General features: G+C 49.7%; 23 protein-coding genes. 11 read left to right on the top strand and 12 right to left on the bottom strand.

The window, feature by feature from the left end; translation table 11 throughout:
- Positions 1-117 precede the first annotated feature (117 nt).
- Positions 118-597, top strand: a complete 480-nt coding sequence (gene trmL, locus BN3003_RS02485; RefSeq protein ID WP_058305160.1) for a tRNA (uridine(34)/cytosine(34)/5-carboxymethylaminomethyluridine(34)-2'-O)-methyltransferase TrmL — start codon at positions 118-120, stop codon at positions 595-597.
- Between the two features lie 249 nt (positions 598-846).
- Here the strand turns inward: trmL and BN3003_RS02480 are convergent, their stop codons facing one another.
- The 3 genes from BN3003_RS02480 to waaC form a co-directional block, all read right to left on the bottom strand.
- Positions 847-1,776 carry an electron transfer flavoprotein subunit alpha/FixB family protein gene (locus tag BN3003_RS02480; protein ID WP_058305159.1) on the bottom strand — a complete coding sequence of 310 codons (930 nt, stop codon included), beginning with the start codon at positions 1,774-1,776 and terminating at the stop codon, positions 847-849.
- A 12-nt stretch (positions 1,777-1,788) separates the two neighbouring features.
- A complete protein-coding gene (locus BN3003_RS02475) occupies positions 1,789-2,538 on the bottom strand; it encodes an electron transfer flavoprotein subunit beta/FixA family protein (RefSeq protein WP_058305158.1) in 750 nt (249 codons plus the stop codon).
- Positions 2,539-2,637: 99 nt separating this feature from the next.
- Positions 2,638-3,606 carry a lipopolysaccharide heptosyltransferase I gene (gene waaC / locus BN3003_RS02470; RefSeq protein ID WP_058305157.1) on the bottom strand — a complete coding sequence of 323 codons (969 nt, stop codon included), beginning with the start codon at positions 3,604-3,606 and terminating at the stop codon, positions 2,638-2,640.
- Positions 3,607-3,659: 53 nt separating this feature from the next.
- On the opposite strand from waaC, the gene tsaA reads away from it, so the two are divergent.
- Together tsaA and lpxC are read left to right on the top strand one after the other, a co-directional pair.
- On the top strand, positions 3,660-4,337 hold the full coding sequence (gene tsaA, locus BN3003_RS02465) for a tRNA (N6-threonylcarbamoyladenosine(37)-N6)-methyltransferase TrmO (RefSeq protein ID WP_058305156.1): 678 nt from the start codon (positions 3,660-3,662) through the stop codon (positions 4,335-4,337).
- A 312-nt stretch (positions 4,338-4,649) separates the two neighbouring features.
- Positions 4,650-5,567: a UDP-3-O-acyl-N-acetylglucosamine deacetylase gene (gene lpxC, locus BN3003_RS02460; protein ID WP_058305155.1), complete on the top strand. Its 918-nt coding sequence runs from the start codon at positions 4,650-4,652 to the stop codon at positions 5,565-5,567.
- A 78-nt stretch (positions 5,568-5,645) separates the two neighbouring features.
- On the opposite strand, the gene ddlA is transcribed toward lpxC, so the two are convergent.
- Positions 5,646-6,746, bottom strand: coding sequence for a D-alanine--D-alanine ligase (gene ddlA / locus BN3003_RS02455; RefSeq protein ID WP_058305154.1), 1,101 nt, complete (start codon positions 6,744-6,746; stop codon positions 5,646-5,648).
- 179 nt (positions 6,747-6,925) lie between these two features.
- Positions 6,926-7,714 carry an inositol monophosphatase family protein gene (locus BN3003_RS02450; protein ID WP_058305445.1) on the bottom strand — a complete coding sequence of 263 codons (789 nt, stop codon included), beginning with the start codon at positions 7,712-7,714 and terminating at the stop codon, positions 6,926-6,928.
- A 134-nt stretch (positions 7,715-7,848) separates the two neighbouring features.
- Here BN3003_RS02450 and BN3003_RS02445 point away from each other — a divergent pair, with 134 nt between their 5' ends.
- From BN3003_RS02445 to BN3003_RS02435, 3 genes are read left to right on the top strand one after another with little or no spacing between them, the layout of a single operon-like run.
- A complete protein-coding gene (locus BN3003_RS02445) occupies positions 7,849-8,574 on the top strand; it encodes a 16S rRNA (uracil(1498)-N(3))-methyltransferase (RefSeq protein ID WP_058305153.1) in 726 nt (241 codons plus the stop codon).
- A gap of 8 nt (positions 8,575-8,582) precedes the next feature.
- Complete coding sequence (trhA, locus tag BN3003_RS02440; protein ID WP_058305152.1) at positions 8,583-9,206, top strand: PAQR family membrane homeostasis protein TrhA; 624 nt, start codon at positions 8,583-8,585, stop codon at positions 9,204-9,206.
- A gap of 12 nt (positions 9,207-9,218) precedes the next feature.
- Positions 9,219-9,545 carry a heavy metal-binding domain-containing protein gene (locus BN3003_RS02435; RefSeq protein WP_058305151.1) on the top strand — a complete coding sequence of 109 codons (327 nt, stop codon included), beginning with the start codon at positions 9,219-9,221 and terminating at the stop codon, positions 9,543-9,545.
- A 79-nt stretch (positions 9,546-9,624) separates the two neighbouring features.
- Here BN3003_RS02435 and BN3003_RS02430 read toward each other — a convergent pair whose 3' ends face one another.
- On the bottom strand, positions 9,625-10,464 hold the full coding sequence (locus tag BN3003_RS02430; protein WP_058305150.1) for a fatty acid desaturase: 840 nt from the start codon (positions 10,462-10,464) through the stop codon (positions 9,625-9,627).
- 232 nt (positions 10,465-10,696) lie between these two features.
- Between BN3003_RS02430 and BN3003_RS02425 the strand changes: the two genes are divergently transcribed.
- The gene (locus tag BN3003_RS02425) at positions 10,697-11,068 is read left to right on the top strand and encodes a hypothetical protein (protein ID WP_058305149.1); all 372 of its coding nucleotides are present in this window, start codon (positions 10,697-10,699) and stop codon (positions 11,066-11,068) included.
- A 151-nt stretch (positions 11,069-11,219) separates the two neighbouring features.
- Positions 11,220-11,561, top strand: coding sequence for a DHCW motif cupin fold protein (locus BN3003_RS02420; protein WP_058305148.1), 342 nt, complete (start codon positions 11,220-11,222; stop codon positions 11,559-11,561).
- Positions 11,562-11,641: 80 nt separating this feature from the next.
- On the opposite strand, the gene BN3003_RS02415 is transcribed toward BN3003_RS02420, so the two are convergent.
- Positions 11,642-13,147 (bottom strand): aldehyde dehydrogenase family protein, encoded by a 1,506-nt coding sequence (locus BN3003_RS02415; RefSeq protein WP_058305147.1) that lies wholly within the window; start codon positions 13,145-13,147, stop codon positions 11,642-11,644.
- A gap of 117 nt (positions 13,148-13,264) precedes the next feature.
- Between BN3003_RS02415 and BN3003_RS02410 the strand changes: the two genes are divergently transcribed.
- Both BN3003_RS02410 and BN3003_RS02405 read left to right on the top strand, forming a co-directional pair.
- Positions 13,265-14,284, top strand: a complete 1,020-nt coding sequence (locus BN3003_RS02410; protein WP_058305146.1) for an isopenicillin N synthase family dioxygenase — start codon at positions 13,265-13,267, stop codon at positions 14,282-14,284.
- 166 nt (positions 14,285-14,450) lie between these two features.
- Positions 14,451-15,131 carry a glutathione S-transferase family protein gene (locus tag BN3003_RS02405; RefSeq protein WP_058305145.1) on the top strand — a complete coding sequence of 227 codons (681 nt, stop codon included), beginning with the start codon at positions 14,451-14,453 and terminating at the stop codon, positions 15,129-15,131.
- 66 nt (positions 15,132-15,197) lie between these two features.
- Here the strand turns inward: BN3003_RS02405 and BN3003_RS02400 are convergent, their stop codons facing one another.
- Positions 15,198-16,739, bottom strand: coding sequence for a class I SAM-dependent methyltransferase (locus BN3003_RS02400; RefSeq protein ID WP_058305144.1), 1,542 nt, complete (start codon positions 16,737-16,739; stop codon positions 15,198-15,200).
- 235 nt (positions 16,740-16,974) lie between these two features.
- Here BN3003_RS02400 and murJ point away from each other — a divergent pair, with 235 nt between their 5' ends.
- Positions 16,975-18,531 (top strand): murein biosynthesis integral membrane protein MurJ, encoded by a 1,557-nt coding sequence (murJ, locus tag BN3003_RS02395; protein WP_058305143.1) that lies wholly within the window; start codon positions 16,975-16,977, stop codon positions 18,529-18,531.
- A 79-nt stretch (positions 18,532-18,610) separates the two neighbouring features.
- On the opposite strand, the gene BN3003_RS02390 is transcribed toward murJ, so the two are convergent.
- From BN3003_RS02390 to BN3003_RS02375, 4 genes are all read right to left on the bottom strand, one after another.
- Complete coding sequence (locus BN3003_RS02390; RefSeq protein WP_058305142.1) at positions 18,611-19,261, bottom strand: YczE/YyaS/YitT family protein; 651 nt, start codon at positions 19,259-19,261, stop codon at positions 18,611-18,613.
- Positions 19,262-19,389: 128 nt separating this feature from the next.
- Positions 19,390-20,307: a permease-like cell division protein FtsX gene (ftsX, locus tag BN3003_RS02385; RefSeq protein WP_058305141.1), complete on the bottom strand. Its 918-nt coding sequence runs from the start codon at positions 20,305-20,307 to the stop codon at positions 19,390-19,392.
- Entirely contained in the window at positions 20,307-20,960 is a 654-nt protein-coding gene (locus BN3003_RS02380) for a cell division ATP-binding protein FtsE (RefSeq protein ID WP_058305140.1), read from the bottom strand. The genes ftsX and BN3003_RS02380 overlap by 1 nt, the downstream gene beginning before the upstream one ends.
- Before the next feature lie 9 nt (positions 20,961-20,969).
- A complete protein-coding gene (locus BN3003_RS02375) occupies positions 20,970-21,827 on the bottom strand; it encodes a DMT family transporter (protein WP_058305139.1) in 858 nt (285 codons plus the stop codon).
- Between the last annotated feature and the right edge of the window lie 13 nt (positions 21,828-21,840).

The raw sequence follows: 21,840 nt of genomic DNA, 5'->3' as shown, positions 1-21,840 counted from the left end.
CTCAAAACCCAAGCAGTGAAACAGCACCACCCGTCTGTGTTTGTATTAAAATAGCCGCCATTGCCTAGCCGCCGTGCCCACGCACACGGCTGTTTTTTATGCTGAAAGATTTGCTTTATGCCTTTACACATTGCTTTATACCAACCCGAAATCCCTGCCAATACCGGCAACATCGCCCGCACTTGCGCCGGCACCCACACCAGTTTGCACTTGATCCGCCCTTTGGGTTTCTCCACCGACGACAAAATGCTCAAACGCGCTGGCTTGGATTATTGGGCCCATGTCGACATTCATTACCACGATGATTTGGATGCCTTCATCGCCCATACCGCAGCGCAAAACGCCAAGGTGTATTTGATTGAAACTTACAGCGACGTGCCTTTCAGTGCACACGATTTCAGCAATCAAGACCAAGACATCTACTTTTTATTCGGTCGCGAAACCACTGGTTTGCCCAAAGAATTTGCGCAAGCGCGGGCACAAGACTGTTTGCGCATTCCCCAATCTGAGCATATCCGCTCGTTGAATTTGTCCAACAGCGCCGCGATAGTGATTTACGAAGCCTTGCGCCAACAAGGCTATCCCAATTTGGCGTAAGTGATTGAAATACATTAAAAAGCGGCCTGTAAATCGTTTACAGGCCGCTTTTATGTGTGTTGTAACAGAATTCAGTATTCATTCTTGCCTGCGTATCCTTAGCATGAAACCGAAACAGACAAGCATTCACAACCCACAGGTGCCGCGCCCGTGCCGATATCAAACTATTGATGTTGTGAAAACCGTTAGTGTTGCTAACAAAAAACGCTCCGCAGTGCGGAGCGTTCGAAAATTTTTTTTGAGCCTAGCTTACAGTGCATTCACCAATTCTGGCACCAAATCAAAGGCATCGCCGACCAAACCGTAATCAGCCACCGCAAAAATCGGCGCATCTGGGTCTTTGTTAATTGCAACGATGACTTTACTGTCTTGCATACCGGCCAAATGCTGAATCGCACCAGAAATGCCCACTGCCACATACAAGCTAGGCGCCACCACTTTACCGGTTTGACCCACTTGATAATCGTTAGGCGCATAACCCGCGTCTACCGCGGCGCGTGAAGCACCGATGGCCGCGCCCAATTTGTCTGCCAATGGCGTTAACAATTCGTTGAATTTCTCGGCGCTGCCCATGGCACGACCACCAGAGACGATGATCTTGGCTTGCGTCAATTCAGGACGGTCAGATTTGGTCAACTCACGACCCACAAAACGGCTTAAGTTTTGAGCAGGAGTGGCCGCCACGGTTTCTACCGCAGCATTGCCACCTTCGGCAGCGGCTGCATCAAATGCGGTCGCGCGGATGGTCAATACCAATTTGCTTTCAGTGGTTTTGATGGTTTCAAACGCATTACCGGCATAAATGGGGTGGGTAAAGGTTTGTGCATCAACAACATCGGTCACATCCGATACTTGTGACACATCCAATAAAGCCGCCACACGTGGCAACAGGTTTTTACCAAACGCAGTAGCAGTGGCAGCGATGTGGCTGTAAGCGCCGGCCAAAGATACCACCAACGGTGCCACTTCTTCAGGCAAAGCATTTTCAAATTGTGCCGCTTCAGCGAGCAATACTTTTTCAACACCCGCCACTTGTTTGGCTTGTTCGGCCACAGCCGCAGCGGCATTGCCTGCCACCAAAACGTGAACTGCGCCCAATTTTTGCGCTGCAGTCACTGCGTGCAAAGTAGCTGGATTCAAGGTGTTGTTATTGTGTTCAGCGATAATCAATACTGTCATGGCGTGTCTCCCTTAGATCACTTTGGCTTCGTTTTTCAATTTGGCAACCAATTCCGCTACGGTTTCCACTTTCACACCAGCACTGCGACCTTTCGGTTCAGCCACTTTCAAAACGCTAAAGCGCGGAGTCACATCCACACCCAACTCGGCAGGAGAAGTTTTGGCCAAAGGCTTTTTCTTCGCTTGCATGATGTTAGGCAATTTTACATAACGAGGTTCATTCAAACGCAAGTCAGTGGTAATCACTGCAGGCAATTTGATGGCAACGGTTTCCAAACCACCGTCAATTTCACGTGTTACCTGCACTTCGTCAGCTGACAATTCCACTTTACTGGCAAACGTTGCTTGTGGTGCATTCAGCAAAGCCGCCAACATTTGGCCGGTTTGGTTGGCATCGTCGTCAATCGCTTGTTTACCCAACAACACAATCTCAGCATTTTCTTGTGCTTGTACCGCTTTCAATAATTTTGCAACCGCCAATGGCTCCAATTTGCCATCGGTTTCCACATGGATAGCACGATCCGCACCCATAGCCAAAGCTGTACGCAATGTTTCTTCACATTGTTTCACGCCTATCGAAACCACCACGACTTCAGTCAATTTGCCCGCTTCTTTCAAACTCACGGCTTCTTCAACTGCAATTTCATCAAAAGGGTTCATAGACATTTTGACATTACCGATATCCACATCTGAACCATCGGCTTTGACGCGCACTTTGATGTTGTAATCAACAACACGCTTCACGGCTACTAATGCTTTCATTCTCTATCCTCAATTGTTCGATTCATTAACATGAAAAATGCCTAGATAAGGCCATAATCAAGGCAAAATATAGGCTGTTTTTCACGATGAATATTTCAGTTATATTTTTGCTGCATAGCAATATTGCCAAGCATTAAAAACCGTGTCAACACTTGGACAGCTTCCAACATCGCCAACATTGGTGGAAATGGCGCTCTCTTGTACGCCAGTTAAGGCCGGATTGGAATGTAAATAAATGCCAACTGTCGGTTTATTAAGGGCATTTGCCAAATGCAATAAGCCCGTGTCCACGCCTATGACCGCTTGAGCATCTTCCAACAAACGTGCCGCTTGCAATAGAGTAAGCTTGGGAGATAATTTAACATAATTAAATTTTATCGCCCATTTTTCCGCACGCTCACGCTCTTGATTGTTTCCCCAAGGTAAATAAATCACCTGCCCAGTTTCAGCATGCAAACGCTCAAACAATTCCCACCACATGTTTTCAGGCCACAGCTTTTCATCTTGGCTGGTTGCATGTAATGCAACAATATAATCTGTGTCTTCAACAGGTTTGGCCACATCACTGGGCACTTTGGCGCCGAACACCACTTCTTCAGCAGCAAACTCATAATTAAAAATTTGCGCAAACAAAGCGCGGTTACGCCAAATCGCATCTGCTTGTCGACTCACCGCAAATGTTTGTTTGTAAAATCGGCTCGCCAAAGGCTCACGTATGCTGTGTTTGTCGTAACCCAAAATCGGCGCGTGTGCCATTTTGCCAAACAATGCACTTTTCAACAAACCCTGACTGTCTACCGAAAATCGGTAATCGCGACCTATCAAAGTATTGCGTAAGGCCATGATTTCATTTTTGGTTTCAACTTGCAATAAATGTTTGCGCCAATAGCGCCAACGCATAGGTATCACCCGTTTTACAAACGGATGCAAACGAGCAATATCGGCAAAACCCGCTTCACACATCCAGTCCAATTGCACATCTGGCCTGTGTTTCGATAAGTCTTCTATGGCAGGTAAGGTATGGATCAAATCGCCCATACTGGATAAACGCAGCAATAAAATGTTCATTGGCGCTTTCAGGTAACATAATATTTTTATTTTACTGGAAATTGACCATGAGTATGTCGTTTAACATTGAAGCCATTGCTACGGTACAGGCCGAGTTCAAACAAAAGTTTGGCATCGCAAGACAGCCAGGCCTGGTTCCTGCGGCCAAAATCAAGATTGTTTTGGATCAGAAATTTTCTCAAGATGCGGTCAGAGGTTTGGCTGAATTTGATTATATTTGGGTACATTTTGTATTTCATGATGCGATTGCCGAAGGTTGGTCAGAATTGGTGCGTCCTCCTCGTTTGGGAGGCAAAACCAAAAAAGGTATTTTCGCAACACGTACCCCACACAGACCCAATCATTTGGGTTTGTCTTTATTGAAACTTGAAGAAATTCAACTGGATAAACCAATTACCTTGATTTGCAGTGGTGCCGATTTATTGGACGGTACGCCAGTGATAGATATCAAGCCATATATTCCGTTTGTGGAAGCCAAAGCAGATGCCAAAAGTGGTTTTGTTGATGGTGCACCTCCGGTATTGCAAGTGACATGGTCTACAGAAGCACTGCAGCAATTACAAGTCTCAGATTTGAATCAAGAATTGGTAGAACAAACCATAGCGCAAGATCCAAGACCTGCGTATCAAAATATTCCAGATCGTATTTATTACATGAACATCAGTGCTTATGAAGTGCAATTTAAGATTGTAGATGATTTGGCTGAAATTGTTTTTTTAATTAAACAATAATTTTTTATTAATAAAAAGATGAAGAATATGAAGGCAGAGAAAAGGCGTGCATAAGCCCATTTATTGATCAAAAAGAACGGCTTGTGGATAAAAATACCTGTGCATAACTCAAAAGGTGGGTTTGTCAGTAATTGTGGGTAAAATTTCAAAAAAGAGTAATCTGTGTATAAGTTTGAATTTCAAGCAGGCTTAAAGTGTGTGTATGTGGATAAGAATTACATAAATTTTAACTATAATGTCAGCGTTAAAATTAAGCCCGTTTTCACGCAAACTGGGCTAAAATCATTCCATATAAACAGGTAAATACGATTTATGTTACAGAGAACTTTGGCGTCTTCGGTACATGTCACAGGTGTGGGCTTGCACTCGGGTGAACGGGTGGTTTTGAACTTGCACCCTGCCGATGTGGACACCGGCATCCGTTTTCGTCGTACCGATTTGGAAGGTGAACAAGGCGAAATCATTCCCTTATCGCCTTTATTGATCAATGACACACGTTTGTCTTCAACCATCGTGACCGACAGTGGTGTGCGCGTGGGCACCATTGAACACATCATGTCGGCGCTGTCGGCAATGGGCATAGACAATGTGTTAATCGAACTGAATGCGCCAGAAATTCCCATCATGGATGGCTCCAGCTTGCCGTTCATTTATTTGCTGCAAGACGCGGGCATTTTTGATCAAGCGGCAGAAAAGAAATTCATCCGCATCAAAAAAACCATCGTGGTGGAAGACCCAAGTAAACGGGTGGCTTTTTTGCCTTACGATGGTTTTAAGGTGACGCTGACCATTGATTTTGATCATCCGGTGTTTAACCGTTCCAATCAGACGTACAGCATTGATTTTGCTGGCGCTTCGTATTTGGAAGAAATCGCGCGCGCACGCACGTTTGGTTTTATGCAGGAAGTGGAATTGATGCGCAGCCACAATTTGGGCCTGGGTGGCAATTTAACCAACGCCATCGTCATCGACGATTTTGATGTGTTGAATCCTGAGGGTTTGCGTTATCCCGATGAATTTGTGCGCCATAAGATTTTGGATGCGATTGGCGACTTGTACATTGCCGGCCATCCGATCATAGGCGCGTTTGAAGGCTTTAAATCTGGTCATGCGATTAACAATGCCTTGCTCAGAAAGATGTTCAGTGAACCTGACAGTTTTGAATGGGTGACTTTCCCTGCCAACAAAGGCTTGCCCAGTGCATTTCATCCGGTGGTGCAAACCCAATAATGCTGCTTAAGCAGTGAATATCATAAAAAAGCGGCCTGTAAACATTTACAGGCCGCTTTTTTAATCGTTAGGAGCTGTTTAAGCCGTCATAGAGCTTTTGAGGCTGTTGTCCAAGGCATGGCGTTCTATCGCCAATTCGATTAAGCGTGTAATCAAATCGGTATAGGCCAAGCCACTGGCTTCCCACAATTTCGGGTACATGCTGATGTTGGTAAAGCCTGGCAGAGTGTTGATTTCGTTGATGATGATTTCATTGTCAGCGGTGAGGAAAACATCGACGCGTGCCATGCCACAACAGCCTAATGTGGTGTAAGCGGCAACCGCCACTTGGCGTATGGCTTCGTTGACTTCGGCAGGAATGGCGGCAGGGATTTCCACACGCGCGCCGTCTTCGCTGATGTATTTGGTATCGTAAGCATAAAACTCGCTGCTCAATACCACTTCACCGCAAGTGCTGGCTTGTGGCTGCTCATTGCCAAGTACCGCACATTCAATTTCGCGGCCAACAATGCCTTGTTCAATCAAGACTTTATGGTCAAATTCAAACGCCAAATCCAGTGCTTGCTGGTATTGTTCGGCGGTTTTGACCTTGCTTACGCCTACCGATGAGCCTTGGTTGGCCGGTTTCACAAACAGCGGCAAGCCCAATTTGGCGGTGGCGGCAGCAAAGTCGACGCTGTGGCGTTGGCTGCGATTGAGGGTGATGAACGGTGCGACTTTCAGGCCGGCATCGCGCAGCAAACGTTTGCACACGTCTTTGTCCATGCACACGGCCGAACCCAACACATCTGAGCCGACAAAGGGCAAATTGGCCAAGCGCAACATGCCTTGCAAAGAGCCATCTTCGCCCAAAGTACCGTGCACAATCGGGAAAATCACATCGACTTTGCCCAAGGGATTGGCATTACCCGCGTCTATCAGTTGGTTTTGCGGTTTGCCCAATACTTGCGCCACGGCAGTAGAAGAAGGATTGAGGGCGATGTTGCTGGGGTTGTTGGCATTGAGCAAATAATCGTTGATGTCGTGTACATGCCATTGGCCTTGTTTGTCTACCCCGAATAACACCACATCGAAGCGGTTTTTATCCATGGCTTCGACGATGTTTTTGGCCGATTGCAATGACACCTCATGTTCTGCCGATTTGCCGCCAAACACCACACCCACTCGCAATTTGGACATTTTCTATTCTCCCAAATAGATTGAAAGCGCTTATATTACACTGGCAGTTGCGAGATGTTGGAAGGAATTGATTTTTTAACTTAAACATACACATCAGGCCAAACAATTGCTGTTTGGCCTGTGTCATGGCATGGAAATAAATTCCATATAAATGAATGATTTAATGTTTTTTTGGATGCTTATTGATTATTGCGTATCCATTTCAACCACACGCTGAACAGCTCGGGTTGCAAGGCGGCGATGGCCGAGCGGCTGAACACATGTTCGCCACTCCAAAACTCATCGCCTTCCAATGTGGCCAATTGACCGCCAGCTTCTTCAAAAATCAACGCCCCGGCAGCGTAGTCCCACAGCTTTTGTCCGCCGTGCACATACACATCATAGCGGCCTGTAGCCAAATAACACCAATCCAAAGTCGAGCTGCCCATGCTGCGTTGGCTGCCACAAGGCGCTAAGGTTTGCATGCGGCTGGCGAGTTTGCCTGAGCGCAAATATTTCACTTCCACGCCGGCGATGGCTTCGCTCAAAGGATTGAGAGTGCGCTTAATCGGCAGTGGGGTGTCATTCATGTAAGCGCCACCGCCGCGCTCGGCGGCATACAATTCATTGGTATAGGGATTGAACACCACACCCAATTGGCTGACACCGTTTTTAACCAAGGCGGCAGACAAGGCAAAATGCGGCAAACCATTGATGAAATTGGTGGTGCCATCGATGGGGTCTACCACCCACAAACCATCGGGATTTTGCTGCCACAAGGCGGTTTGGTCACATTTGGCCATTTCCTCGCCCAACATCGGGTAATTCGCAATCGCTGTCAGCCCTTGTGCAAAAGCATTTTGGGCGGCAATGTCGGCTTCCGTGAACAAACTGCCGTCGTCTTTGCGACTGCTACCGACGCGCAAAAACCGAGGCATGACCTCGGTTGCAGCCACCTCTCTAACCAATTGTATTAATGCATCTAACACCATGACCAACCTTTGGGCCTCTTGCCCTGTACTTATCACGACGATTATTAGGGGATGTTGTTAATAAGTCAACGAATTACTGTGTTCAAGCTTGCGGTACAATAGCGTTTTTGTATTTAGCCAAAGTGCCTACCATGCCTCGATTTTACTGCCCCTTGCCTCTGAACTCTGGATCTACCTTGGCCTTGCCAGAACGGGTGATGCGACATGTGCAGGTGTTGCGTTTACAGGTCGGTGACCGTGTGGTGTTGTTCAATGGCGATGGCAACGATGTCAGTGCTGAAATTGTGGAAATGGGACGCAAATCGGTCACAGTGATGCTAAATGAGGTTAAAGCATGTGAGACCGAATCCCATTTACATTTAAGTTTGGTACAGTCTTTATCCAGCGGCGAACGCATGGAATTTACCTTGCAAAAATGCGTGGAATTGGGCGTGAGTGTGTTCCAACCCATCATCAGCGAGCGTTGTGTGCTGCGTTTGCAAGGCGAACGCGCCGACAAACGCTTGTTGCGTTGGCAAGAAATTGTGATTTCTGCTTGTGAGCAAAGCGGTCGCTCGGTGGTGCCGCAGGTATTGCCAGTATTAAAATTGTCTGAGTATTTGGCCTCCAAATCGGCAAGCGAATTGCATATTTTGCTGAGTGTGGTGAATGAACAAGGTTTACAACATCTGCCCGAAACGGCCACACAAGCGGTGTTGATGGCGGGTCCTGAAGGTGGTTTTAGCGCGCAAGAAGAAGCCCAAATTTTAGACAGCGGTTTTGTGCCTTTAAGCTTGGGGCCGCGGGTCTTGCGTACAGAAACCGCTGCCATGACTGCTGTTGCCTGTTTGCAAGCACGTTGGGGCGATTTTCTTTAAGGAAAACTATGTACCATGGCGAACGCTTTAATGCCTATAGCCATTTGATAGGTGCGCTGTTGGCCATCTTGGCGACAGTATTGTTGGTGATTAAAGCCGTAGGACAAGGCGAATTGGCGGTGGTGGCCGCCAGTGTTTACGGCGGGGCGTTGATTTTTTTGTATGTGGTCTCCACCTTGTACCACAGTGTCAGACCCAAATTGGCCAAAGCGGTGTTGCAGAAATTTGACCACTGCGCCATTTATTTGCTGATCGCCGGCAGTTACACGCCGTTTACCTTGGTGACTTTGAACGGCCCGTGGGGCTGGTCTTTGTTTGGCGTGTCTTGGGGGCTGTGTTTGTTTGGCATCATCCAAGAACTGACCATAGGCTTGCGCTCACCCAGCCGTTGGCTGTCGATGGTGATTTATGTGTTAATGGGCTGGTTGGTGGTGGTGGCGATTGCACCCTTGCTGAAAAATTTGGCTGGCTGGGGTTTGTTTTGGTTGGTCGCTGGTGGCTTAGCCTACAGTGGCGGCATTTATTGGTTTATCAAAGACACGCAAATCAAGCATGGTCACGGCATTTGGCACATTTTTGTGTTATTGGGCAGCTTGTTTCAATTTGTGTGCATTTATTTTTACGTTTTGTGAGAAGGAATGAAAATGATTGTTTCGACAACCCCGAGTTTAGAAGGCCATAAAATCGTGCGCTACATCGGCGTGGTCAATGGCGAAGCCATTATGGGCGCCAATATTTTCAAAGACTTGTTTGCCAGTGTGCGCGACATTGTGGGTGGCCGTTCGGGTTCGTATGAGCGCGAATTGCAAAAAGCCCGCGACATTGCGCTGGAAGAATTGCAACAACGTGCTGCCAAATTGGGCGCCAATGCGGTGGTGGCAGTGGATTTGGATTACGAGGTTTTGGGCGAAACCAACAGCATGTTGATGGTGGCCGCTTCTGGTACGGCAGTGGTGGTAGAAACCGTGTAAGCATGTGTTTTGTGTTAAAAAGCGACCTGTAAATATTTACAGGCCGCTTTTTTATCGGTTTCATGTGAAACACCATGGTTTAAGTCACGCGCTTTTGCAGCAGATGTGGCACCACGGCGTCCATGCGCTGCGCCAATTGGGGCAAATGGTTACACGGCACGGCGGGGAAAGGGTGGGGTTCCACATGAAATAACAGGTGGGCTGTGGCAAAATTCAACCAAGCACGGCGCTCGGTGCGGGCGATGTCGTGTTCGCCCTCACAACCGTGGTGCACACTCCACACGGCGAAGAAGCCAACCAAGCAACTGCATACCAACATCGACAACACATGGTAAATCAGCAATGGATGTTGGCTAATCGCAGTGAGCAACAATACCGAAAATATCAAGGCCAAATCGATGTAAGCGCGACGCTGTAAGCGTTTGGGTCCATGTTTCAAGCCGTTTTGCTGAATTTTGTAGAAAAACACCCACCCGAGTGCGATGGCCGACCAAGCCGATTTGCGCGACCACGAGCCTTCAATATCGTGTTCGTTCAATTTGTGCTGATGGTGTTGCAAGTGGGTAAAACCAACGGCATGGGTCACGCACAACATGGTAATCGCCAAAACATGCAATAATATTTGTGTATTGCGCGCCGATAAGCCGATGTTTTTATGGTAACAATCGTGCGCTTGGCGCAAGGCCAACATGTAAAACATGCCTGTGGCCAAGATGGCCAACACATACCAGCCTTGCATGGCCAATAAAAAGCCCAAGCCCAACCAAGGCCATGACAACGTGGTGTTGATGAAGATTTGTTTGCGGCTGAGGCTGAGCAAATCATGAAACGGAATGCTGCGCAGCAATTCAGCATCGCTGACGGTTTCTGTGTTGACAGCATGGTTGGCATGGACAAAAGTTTCAGCGCTGTTTCTCATGATTTACTCCTTTATAAATTTCTGTCTTTACTGAAATATAATTAATTTAAATTTCAGCGTCAATATTTATTTCAGTAAAGACAGAAATAAATATAAATATTTGTCTGTGCAGAGATTTATTGCTGTATGGATGGCTTGTTGAAAGTAAGTCCAACTTGGCGCTGGCTATGCTGCGATGGGCTACAGATAAGCGGCCTGTAAATCTTGGTCAATAACGATGAAAGGATGGCAAATGGGCGATTGGAGCGCGGCACCTTGGGACAATGATGAGGCGGCGGATTGGTTTGCTCGCTATTGGAATGGCAGTGGCATGGATTGGGTCTTGCGCACCATACACGAGTTTCGCGCCGATACCGAACAATACGATGCGGTGCGGGCGGCTTGTGTGGTATTGGCCTGTTTTGGTTCTGCGTATGCGTGGCCATACGCGTATTTAGAACAGCGCTTGCCCACTTTGCAAGCGGCCATCGCCATATTGCAAAACATGTTGCTGTCCCCGAGTGAGGAGTGGGGATTTTTGGACATGTGGGACAACAATGCTGCGGTGGTGGCGGCCGTTGAGGAGCAAATTCGGCAATTGCAACAACATGTGCACCTGCAATGATGGCGAGATGGAGACTATGGCTGTGGGCAGCGCGATGTTGTCATGGCGATGGGAAGCCAGATTGGGTACGGACATATGGTCGGCCTGAGCGAGCACGCCGCGCGCGAATAGGCTAAGATGGTGGCTTTCCCATTTTTACAGGCCGCTTGTGATGAAGATGTTCCCTTTTCCGTTTTCTACCACCAATTGGCAGGAAATCATCGCCACCGAACACCAAGGCGAAACCGGTATGGCCTATTGGCGCACACAGTTTTTTGGTGAGGCTGAAAATCGTATCCGTGTGCGCATGGTGGAATACAGTGCCGGCTATTTGGCCGACCATTGGTGTGAAAAAGGCCATGTGTTGTTTTGCTTGCAAGGCGAACTGATGACGCGTTTGCAAGATGGGCGGGAATTCAAACTGACGGCGGGCATGAGTTACCAAGTGGGCGATGGCAGCGATGCGCACCAATCGTATACCGATACGGGTGCGACTTTGCTGATCGTGGATTAAGCATGCACAGTTACAAAAGCGGCCTGTAAATGTTTACAGGCCGCTTATTGATGCATGTTACAAGTGATTCATATGCAACATCACAATGGATAAGGACGGGGTTGGGTTTGCACCGTGATCCAATGGGTGCGGGTGAATTCTTCCAAAATCCAATCGCCATTGAAGCGACCCAAGCCTGAGTTTTTCTCGCCACCAAACGGCGCATGTGCTTGGTCGTCGACGGTGATGTCGTTGATGTGGGTCATGCCCGCCTCTATTTGCAAGGCAAAAGCCACGCCGCGTTCGTGATTGCGTGTGACCACGGCGCTGGACAAGCCGTATTCGGTGTCGTTGGCCAATTCCAAAGCGTGGGCTTCATCGCGCGCCTTGATAACAGGCAAGACCGGGCCAAAACTTTCTTCTTTGGCCAAGGCCGATTGCGGGTCAACGTCGATGAACACATGCGGTGGCAACACATTGTTGACGATGTCACCACCCAATACCAATTTGGCACCGTCTTGCTCGGCTTGGGCGATGATTTTTTTCAGGCCGCTTAATTGGGACTCATTGATGATGGGCCCGACAATCACACCCATTTCATCCGGATTGCCGTAGCGCACGGTTTTGATTTTATCAACCAATTTGGCCACAAAGGCATCGTAAACCTTGGCATCAACGATGACGCGGTTGGTCGACATGCAAATCTGTCCTTGGTGCAAGAAGCGCCCCATTGCCGCGATGTTAACGGCTTGATCCAAATCGGCATCGTCCAAAACCACCAAAGGCGCGTTGCCACCCAATTCCAAGGCCACGCGTTTGATGTAGCGGCCACCCAATTCCAAGGCCACGCGTTTGATGTAGCGGCCACCCACGGCCAGCGCGCCGACGCGTTTGCCCACGGCAGTAGAGCCGGTGAACGACACCATACGCGGCACCGCGTGTTCGACAAAATAATCGCCAATTTCGCTGCCCGCACCGACCACCACATTGAGCACCCCCGCAGGCAAGCCGGCTTCTTCAAAAATCTTCGCCAACAACAAGCCGCCGGTAATCGGCGTGTCGCTGGCAGGTTTCAATACCACGCTGTTGCCGCAAGCAATGGCGGTAATCACCGAACGCATGCTCAGGTGAAACGGGAAATTCCACGGGCTGATGACGGCAATCACACCCAAAGCCTGACGGTAATAGCGGCTGTCTTGGTGGGGAATGTTGGAAGGCAATAAGGCACCAACCATACGGGCAGGAAAGGTGGCTGCTTCTGCGGTAATGCCTTGGGCTGCGCCCACTTCTATCGTTGCTTTCAAACGCGTGCTGCCCGATTCTTGGATCAGCCAATCGATGATTTCCTCGGCACGCTGTTGCAAGATGACGCCGACGCGTTGTACCAAGGCCGTGCGCTCGGTGTGCAACGTGGCTGCCCATGCTTTTTGCGCGGCTTGGGCGCTTTGGTAAGCAGCATCGACATCGGCTTGGTTGGCCAAGGCAATGGTGTTGATGCGTTCTTGCGTATAAGGATTGATGTTGTCGCTGCTGCGGCTGGAAGCGCCATCGCGCCATAAGCCATTGATGTATTGTTGGTTGAAATTGCGGTATGCATCGCTGCTCATGATCTCTTCCTTGTGGATATGGGTTCTAAGCTTAGTCAAATGGGGTCTTTGCCCCAATGTTGGCTCTGCCGTTATACTGCAAGTTACTTTTTACCTCAACGACAGCCACAAATCACCATGCAAAATCAACTACCAGTTATCAATTTATCGAGGGTTGACGACCCCAATCAACAAGCAGACTTTTACCGTGAATTGCGCCAAACCGCGCGCGACATTGGTTTCTTTTATTTGGTGGGTCACGGTGTGGACATTGCGCAAATTCGTGCCATGGAGTGCGAAGCGCGCGCTTTCTTCCAATTGAGCGCGGCGCAGAAAAATGCCTTGGCGATGGAACACTCCCCGCAATTTCGTGGCTATACCGGCGCCAAAGAAGAAATTACCCGCAATCAGCCTGACAACCGCGAACAAATTGACATCGGTGCCGAATTGCCTGTGTGGGAAAACATCCCCGACGATGCGCCATGGTTGCATTTACAAGGCCCAAATTTGTGGCCACAAGCGGCCGATTTGCCTGAATTCAAAACCACGGTATTGGCTTACCAACAAACACTGCGTGCGGTGGCGATTAAACTCTTGCGTGCGTTCTTGGTGGCTTTAGACCAACCTGCGAATGCCTTGGACGATTTGATTGCCGATCCGCCTGTGCATTTGTTGAAATTGGTGCGTTATCCCGCTTCCAGTGCCGCTGCCGATGCGCAAGGCGTGGGCGCGCACAAAGACACCGATATTTTGACTTTGTTATTGCAAGATGAGGTCGGTGGTTTGCAAGTGGAAACCGATCACGGTTGGATAGACGTACCGCCGTTACAGGACGCTTTTGTGATTAACATCGGTGAGATTTTGGAATTGGCGACCAATGGTTATTTGCGCGCCAATGTGCACCGTGTGGTCACGCCGCAAGGACAGCAAGACCGTTATTCGATTGCTTACTTCTTGGCGCCACATTTGAACAGTCGCGTGCCACACTTAAACTTATCCACAGAGCTGAAACAACTGGCTTTGGGGCCTGAAGCCGACCCCAACAATCCGATGTTTCATCAACTGGGTGCAAACTCGTTTAAGAGCCGTCTGCGCTCACATGTGGCGGTTTCTAAAAAGTATTATCCACAAAGTTATGCACAGATTTGCCAGTCTTAAGCTGCTTAAGATTTAGGCAAAACACACTTATTGCAGTGCGAAATACAATTAACATCGTATTTACGCGCCAAGCTGTGGATAATTGTGTGGACAATGTTGATGTTAGCCCGTTTTTGTTAACATGGTGTTGATGTAAGTAATTATTTATTAATAGAAAGATTATGTGATGCTGAGTTTGTACATTGGGAATAAAAACTACTCTTCGTGGTCTATGCGCGCTGGCGTGTTGCTGGATGCGTTTGCCGTGCCTTATACCGAACACGCATTGGCTTTTGATGATTTCAGTGCCGATGGTGCGTTCAAACAAAACATTGGCAAGGTTTCGGCGGCGGGCAAAGTGCCGGTATTGGTCGATGGTGACATCACGGTATGGGACAGCTTGGCGATTGCCGAATACGTGGCCGAAAGCTTCCCTGACAAAGCCTTGTGGCCGCGCGATAAGGCAGCGCGTGCGCATGCGCGTGCCATCAGCGCCGAAATGCACAGCGGCTTTAACGCTTTGCGCAATGCCTGCCCGATGAACATCGATGCCGATTTGGCGGCTATTGGTCAGACTTTGTGGCAGGAAAACGCGGCTTTGCGCGCCGATGTGGCGTATTTAGAAAGCGTGTGGGGCAAACTCTTGGCCGATGGGCGCGAGTATTTGTTTGGTGAATTTTGCATAGCCGATGCGTTTTACGCGCCGGTGGTGACGCGTTTGAAAAGCTATGCCCTGCCCGTGAATGAACTCACACTCGCGTACATGGCTCGCATCCAAGCGCATCCTGCGGTGGATAAGTGGGTACAGGCCGCCTTACAAGAGCAGACTTTTGTGGCGGTAGACGAGCCGTATCGCCAACACCGCTAAACTTAGCGCTTTTACATCTGGTCATCAAAAAAAGCCCCATTGGGGGCTTTTTGTTTGCACTCTGACTTAAGGCAATAAACCCAAGGCTTGCCACAAGGCACGCAAGCTTTGCGCCTGCGCCAATTTACTGTGGATTAATTGCATATGTTCTTCGCGACTGACGAGTTTGTTGCCGTTCTCATCAATCAACACTTGATTGTGGGTTTGCAAACCTTGCCAAATGTTTTCGGCAATGTCGTCTAGACTGGCCGCAGGTTTGAGCAACCAAGTGCGCAAAGCCCAAGCATAGATGAATTCCAAAGTCAGGGCCATGCCGGTAACCGGACTGGCCACATACACGCCGCTGACTTTGTCATCCATTTTGCCCAATAAGGCCAGATTCAAATCATGGCATTGTTGGCGGGTTTGGTCGCTGGCGGCTGCCACACATGGTTGCAATTGGCCCACATGGATTTTCAGCAATAACAGTTGCAAGATGTGTTGCCACGAGTATTTGCTGTCCACAGCGGCCTGTATTTGCGCAAACGATTTGGGCGCGTAATTGTCCGCCACCAACAGCGCTTTAACCGGATCAAACAAATCGGCATTGAAATGGCGGCTGTCTTGGGTGGAAAACAAGAAATTGCCGAAATTGCTGGCCTCAACACTGCAGACAAAATGCACTTGTTGTAAGCGGCGCAAAATGCCTGGTTGGCTTAAGGCTTCGCCGCCTTTGATGTACAAGTCTTGGCGGAAGGTATTGCCGAGCAAGGCATCGCGCCAGGATTCGGCTGCCAACACATTGGGCTGGGCTTGCACTTGTGCCAAGCGGTTTTCATCCATGGCCAGATGGTTGATGTAAGCATTGGAAGCGGTGGTGCCGACAAATTGCAATTTGGCGCTTTGCATTTGTTCATTGACTTGGCTGAGTGAAAAACAGTCCCAATTGGCATTGAAATACTCGTGTAGCAAGTAATGGCGGTCGGCCGCTTGGATGCGCTCCCATGTGGATTTCAATACCGGGTTGTTGGCGAGCAAGGTCGGATTTTTTTCAAACATGGCCGAGAAATGCTCGATGGTATGGCCTATGCGTTCCAAGGCCGTGCCGGTTTGTTGCTGGAAATGCTGCCACATCATGTGTCGCCACGGCAAAAAGCCGGCGTGGCCGCTGATGGAATTGTAGCTGTTGTAGACGATGCCACCGGGTTTTAAGTGTTTTTGGATGATGTTGATGATGTGTTGGCGATTTTCATCGTTAATCCAGCTCCAAATGCCATGCAAGCTGATGCTGTTGCACATCGGCAAATCGGTGCGCGCATCCATTTGCGCAAAGCTGTCGTCACTGAGTTCGATGTGCGTGTGTGCGGCTTGTGCCAACCATTGTGCATGGGCGACATGGCTGGGGTTGAAGTCGTTGCCTATGTAGCGACCGGCTTGGCTGGCCGCATGGATGTTGATGCTGATGCCTTGGCCAAAGCCCAGCTCCATGTGCACATCGTCGTCGCTGCTGGGCAAAGGCTCGTAACCAGCCAACAAGACCGCCAATTTTTGCAAGCTGGGGCTGAGTTCTTTGTAATAGCCATAGGTGTATAAGGCTTCTGTATGGTAGCCGTCTGACCAATCTATCATTGTTTCTCCAACACAGTGTTTTAAATGACCACCACGTTCGTTCCTGACTTAAAGAAACGTGGTGAAGGTCGCGCATTGTGCGCTCTTAGAGTGCATGTCTTGAGATATGGCTCTTTTTCACACAAATAACATAAAGTAAAAACAGATGAAAGTCACTGTAAATCAACATGCCTAGATACTTTGTGACACGCTTCGGTGTACACTCTCGCCTTTATGATCTAACCCGTGTATTACGATGAATTTATTAAAAACCCTAGCCAAGGTCAGTAGCATGACCATGGTGTCGCGAATATTGGGTTTTATTCGTGATGCCATTATTGCGCGCATGTTTGGCGCAGGCATGGCCACCGATGCTTTTTTTGTGGCTTTCAAACTTCCCAATTTACTCAGACGCATTTTTGCCGAAGGGGCATTTTCTCAAGCTTTCGTGCCGATATTGGCTGAATACCGCCAAACCCGTTCGCCCGAAGCCACCAAGGCTTTTGTGCAACACATCACCGGTTTGCTCAGTTTTATTCTCGTCATCGTCACTGCCATCGGTATTTTGGCAGCACCATGGATTATTTACATCACCGCCCCCGGTTTCGCCACCAGCGCCGACAAATTCGAGTTGGCGGCGACGATGTTGCGCATCACGTTTCCGTATATTTTGCTGATTTCGCTGTCGAGCTTGGTCGGCAGTATTTTGAATACTTACCACCAGTTTTCGATACCGGCGTTCACACCGACGTTTTTGAACATTTCGTTCATCGTGTTTGCGCTGTTTTTCACCCCATATTTCGACCCACCGGCTTTGGCCTTGGCATGGGCGGTGTTTGTGGGCGGAATCTTGCAATTGGCGTTCCAATTGCCGGCGCTGGCGCGTTTGGGTTTCTTGCAAATGCCGAAAGTCAATTTCAAAGACGCCGCGGTCAGACGCGTGTTGCTGAACATGGCGCCGGCCATCTTGGGTGTATCCGTGTCGCAAGTGTCGTTGGTGATTAACACCATTTTCGCTTCGTTCCTAGTGGCCGGTTCGGTATCGTGGATGTATTACGCCGACCGTTTAATGGAGTTGCCAACCGGCGTGTTGGGCGTGGCCTTGGGCACGATTTTGTTACCAACCTTGTCCAAACACGCTGCCAATAATGACACCACCAATTTCTCCGCCTTGCTCGATTGGGGCTTGCGCCTGTGTCTGTTATTGACCTTGCCTGCAGCCGTGGGCTTGGGTGTGTTGGCGTTTCCGTTGGTGGCGACTTTGTTCATGTACAACGAGTTCAGCGCCTTGGACGCGGTCAATACGCAATGGGCACTGGTCGCCTATGCCATTGGTTTGGTCGGCATGATTGTGGTGAAGGTATTGGCACCGGGTTTTTATTCGCGTCAAAACATCAAAACCCCAGTCAAAATCGCCATCTTCACCTTGACTGTGACCCAAATCATGAACTTTACCTTCATCCAAATGTTTGCCGAAGGCTATAAACATGCGGGCTTGGCCTTGGCCATTGGTTTGGGCGCGTGCTTGAATGCCATCTTGCTGTATGTGTTGTTGCGTGTGAAAGGCTTTTACCAACCGAAAAGCGGCTGGCGCAGCTTCCTCATCAAATTGGTGGTGGCGGTGGCGGCGATGGGTGGCGTGTTGTGGTTGTTATTGCATGCGCAAACCGTGTATGTGTTTGACTGGTATCACTCAGGTCACATCCGTGCCTTGCAATTGATGGGTTTGGTCGGCATCGGTGCACTGGTGTATTTTGTTGCCTTGGGCATCATGGGTTTCCGCCCGCGTCACTTTAAGCGCTCAGAAGCATGATAAGCGGCCTGTAAACTCATTTAACTGCATAAACAAAGCCTCGGTATCATCCGAGGCTTTTTTGTGGCTGTTTGTGGACTTACAGGCCGCTTGTGTGTGGATAGCAACGCCGAAACAGCTTAAGGGTGAGGCCCAATACCGGGCCGATTAACAAGGCAAAGGCGATGGTGCCCAGCCCAACCGTGCCGCCCAACAGCCAACCGCTGAGACAGGCAAACACCTCCATCAACGTGCGTATCTTGGGCACAGACATGCCTGTGCGTGCGCTCAGTGCCACCATCACACCATCGCGCGGCCCTGCGCCCATGTTGACGCTCAAATAAAACGCGCCACAAATGCCTGCCAACACGATGCCTGAAATGCCTAAGGCGAGTTGTTGCCACAGCAGTGTCGGCGTTGGGACGTATTGACGGGTGACGTCTATGGCAATGGCAATCAGAACCGCATTCAATATCGTGTTCAGGCCGATTTTGATGCGCAACGGCCACCACAACAGCAAGATGAGGGCGCTGAGCAACATGCTGGACATGCCCACCGACAAAGGTGTGTGCAGCGACAGACCTTCGGCAAAAATCGTCCACGGCGAGTTGCCCAAATGCGACTGCAACAGCAAGCCATCGCCTATGCCAAAGCCAAACAAAGACACGATGCTGACCAGCAAGGGATAAGGCTGGAGCGACCACAGCGACGGCGCGCGCCAAGGCACGATGGGGATGGGGGTGTTTTTCATGGTTTATCAGTTCAAACAGCGTTCAGATGCGGCCTGAACGCTGTTTTTGGGTGTGTCGTAATAGCGGCAGTGTAATGCTTAAGCCGCGCAGCGTCTAACGCTTTTATCAAACCAAGATGCTGCCCACATCAATGGGTTTTGGCGCGGAAATGGCGCAGGTGTTGGCGGGTAGCAAAACTGGCGCCGCCTATGGCCAATACCGTCATCAAGCCCAATAACACTGCCAATTCAGGCAGGTTGAAAAAGCGCCACGTCATTTGGATGCCATACGGTGCAAACAATGATTTGAGCATGGGCGTGCTCACTTGAATCAAATACCAGCACAGCCCCACGCTGATGAGCAAGGCCAAAAAGCCTTGCCACCACGCTTGGTACAAAAACGGGCGGCGGATAAACGACGATGGCGCGCCCAATAATTTGGTGATTTCGATTTCTTCTTTTTGCGTCAAAATTTGCAAACGGATGGTGTTGTGCGCCACCAAAACAAAGGCCACGCACAGGGTAATGGCCAAGAACCACACCAATTGCCGCACCACATGGTTGATGCGGTACAGCGTTTGCATCCATTCGGCGTCCATTTGCGCCAAATCCACCATGGGCAAGGTCGCTAACTCGGCCTGTAAGGCTTGCAATTGCGCTGGGGTGGTATCGGGCTTGGGCGTGAGCACAAACGCGTCTGGCAGCGGATTTTCGTCCAGCATGGACACCAAGTCTTGTTCGCCCATGCTGTCTTGCATTTGCGCCAACGCTTGCTGCTTGCTCACATACTCGACTTGGCTGAATTCAGGCCGCTTTTGCAAACTGGCTTGTACCGCATTGATGTCTTTTTGCTCGGCGCTCAAAGCCATGAACACGGTGATTTGTGGCGTGGATGTCAGTTGTCCCAACATGTGTTGGTTGGACTGCACAATCAGATACAAGGCCAGTGGCAAGGTTAAGGCGATGCCCAGCATCACCAAAATCAGCAAACTGCCCAAAGGTTGGCGCACAAACGTCTTGAAGGCCCGAGCGGCGGCATGTTTGTGCATGGATAGCGCGTGACTCATCAGATCAATCTGCCTTGTTGTAAACGTAAAATGCGATGGCCATAATCGGCCATCAGGGTTTCATCGTGCGCGGCCACCACCACGGTGGTACCGGCTTTGTGGAAGGAGCTGAACAATTCCATGATGTCGAGCGCGTAAGCGCGGTCTAAATTGGCCGACGGTTCATCGGCTATCAACAAAGTCGGTTGATTCACCACCGCACGAGCGATGCACAAGCGCTGCTGCTCACCGCCAGACAGCGTCACTGGCATGGCGGTTTCCTTGCCGGCCAAGCCGACTTTGTCTATCGCCACACGCGCCCGCTTCAGCGCATCTTTCTTGCTGTAAGCGCCGGAAATCACCAAAGGCAACATCACATTGGCCAGCACATCGCGGTCGAACAAAATCTTGTGGTCTTGAAACACAATGCCGATGTGTTGGCGCAAAAAGCCCAAATGGTTGTCGGACAAATCGCCCAACACATGTTGGTTCAAGCGCACCACGCCTTCAGACGGTTTGGTGATGCCGGCAATCAATTTCAAGATTGTCGATTTGCCCGCACCAGAATGACCGGCCAAGAATATCATCTCGCCTTTGTCGATTTTGAAACTGAGGTTTTTTAAGGCCGCATGGCCACCAGGATAGGTTTTACTGACTTGTTCAAACTTAATCATCTGTGCCTTTCAAGACGCTTTGAAGCGCGCCGACAACACCACCGCGGCGATGATGAGACCGCCGCCGAGCAACATGCGCAAACTCGGTACATCGTGTAAGAATGCCCAAGCGATGGCGATGGCGTACACCGGTTCTAATGCAAATATCATCGCAGCCGTGCGCGCATTGATGGCGGACAGGCTGTCGATAAACAGCCAATAGGCCAAACCCGTACACAATACGCCCAAACAGGCGAGCCACAACCAGCCCATATTGCTTAACTCAGCCAATTGCGGTGCGGCAAATGCCGTCACCACGGTGATGGCAAAGAATTGCCACCAACACGCTTGCAAAGATGAGGCTTGGCGTTTGGCCGCGCCCACACGGTTACAGGCCGCTATCACCGCATAAATCACACCAGAGAAAATGCCCCACAACAAACCGACCGTGCCTTGGTTGGCAAAATTAAAGCTGGGCGTGACCAATACCAAACCCAGCGTAATCAAGCCGATTAAGGCCAATTCCAGTTTGCTGATGCGGTCTTTGAACACCACGGCCTCGATGATGGCGATGGCGGCGGGAAAACACGAGAAGCCCAGCGTGCCGATGGCAACACCGCCTAGCTTGATGGCATAGAAAAACGACCACCAATGAACGCCGAGCAAACAGCCAATAAGCAGCAATTGGCCGATTTCTTTGGCGGCCACGCCTTGCCACGGCAAGCGTTTTTTCAGCGCACACACCAAAAACAACACCACCACCGCAATGGCGGTGCGCCCCCACACCACCGAGATGGCCGAGGACGGTATCAAAGCGGCGAACACGCCCGACAGACCAAAGAATATGGTCGCAAAATGCATGTTGAGTAAGGCGCGGGTACGGGTCATTGGTGTTTACAGG

This window comes from Vitreoscilla massiliensis (genome assembly GCF_001457815.1).
In the GTDB taxonomy this organism is placed as follows: domain Bacteria; phylum Pseudomonadota; class Gammaproteobacteria; order Burkholderiales; family Neisseriaceae; genus Vitreoscilla; species Vitreoscilla massiliensis.
Note: the sequence above shows the minus strand (reverse complement) of the source record. Positions and strands in the feature narration are given on the sequence as shown.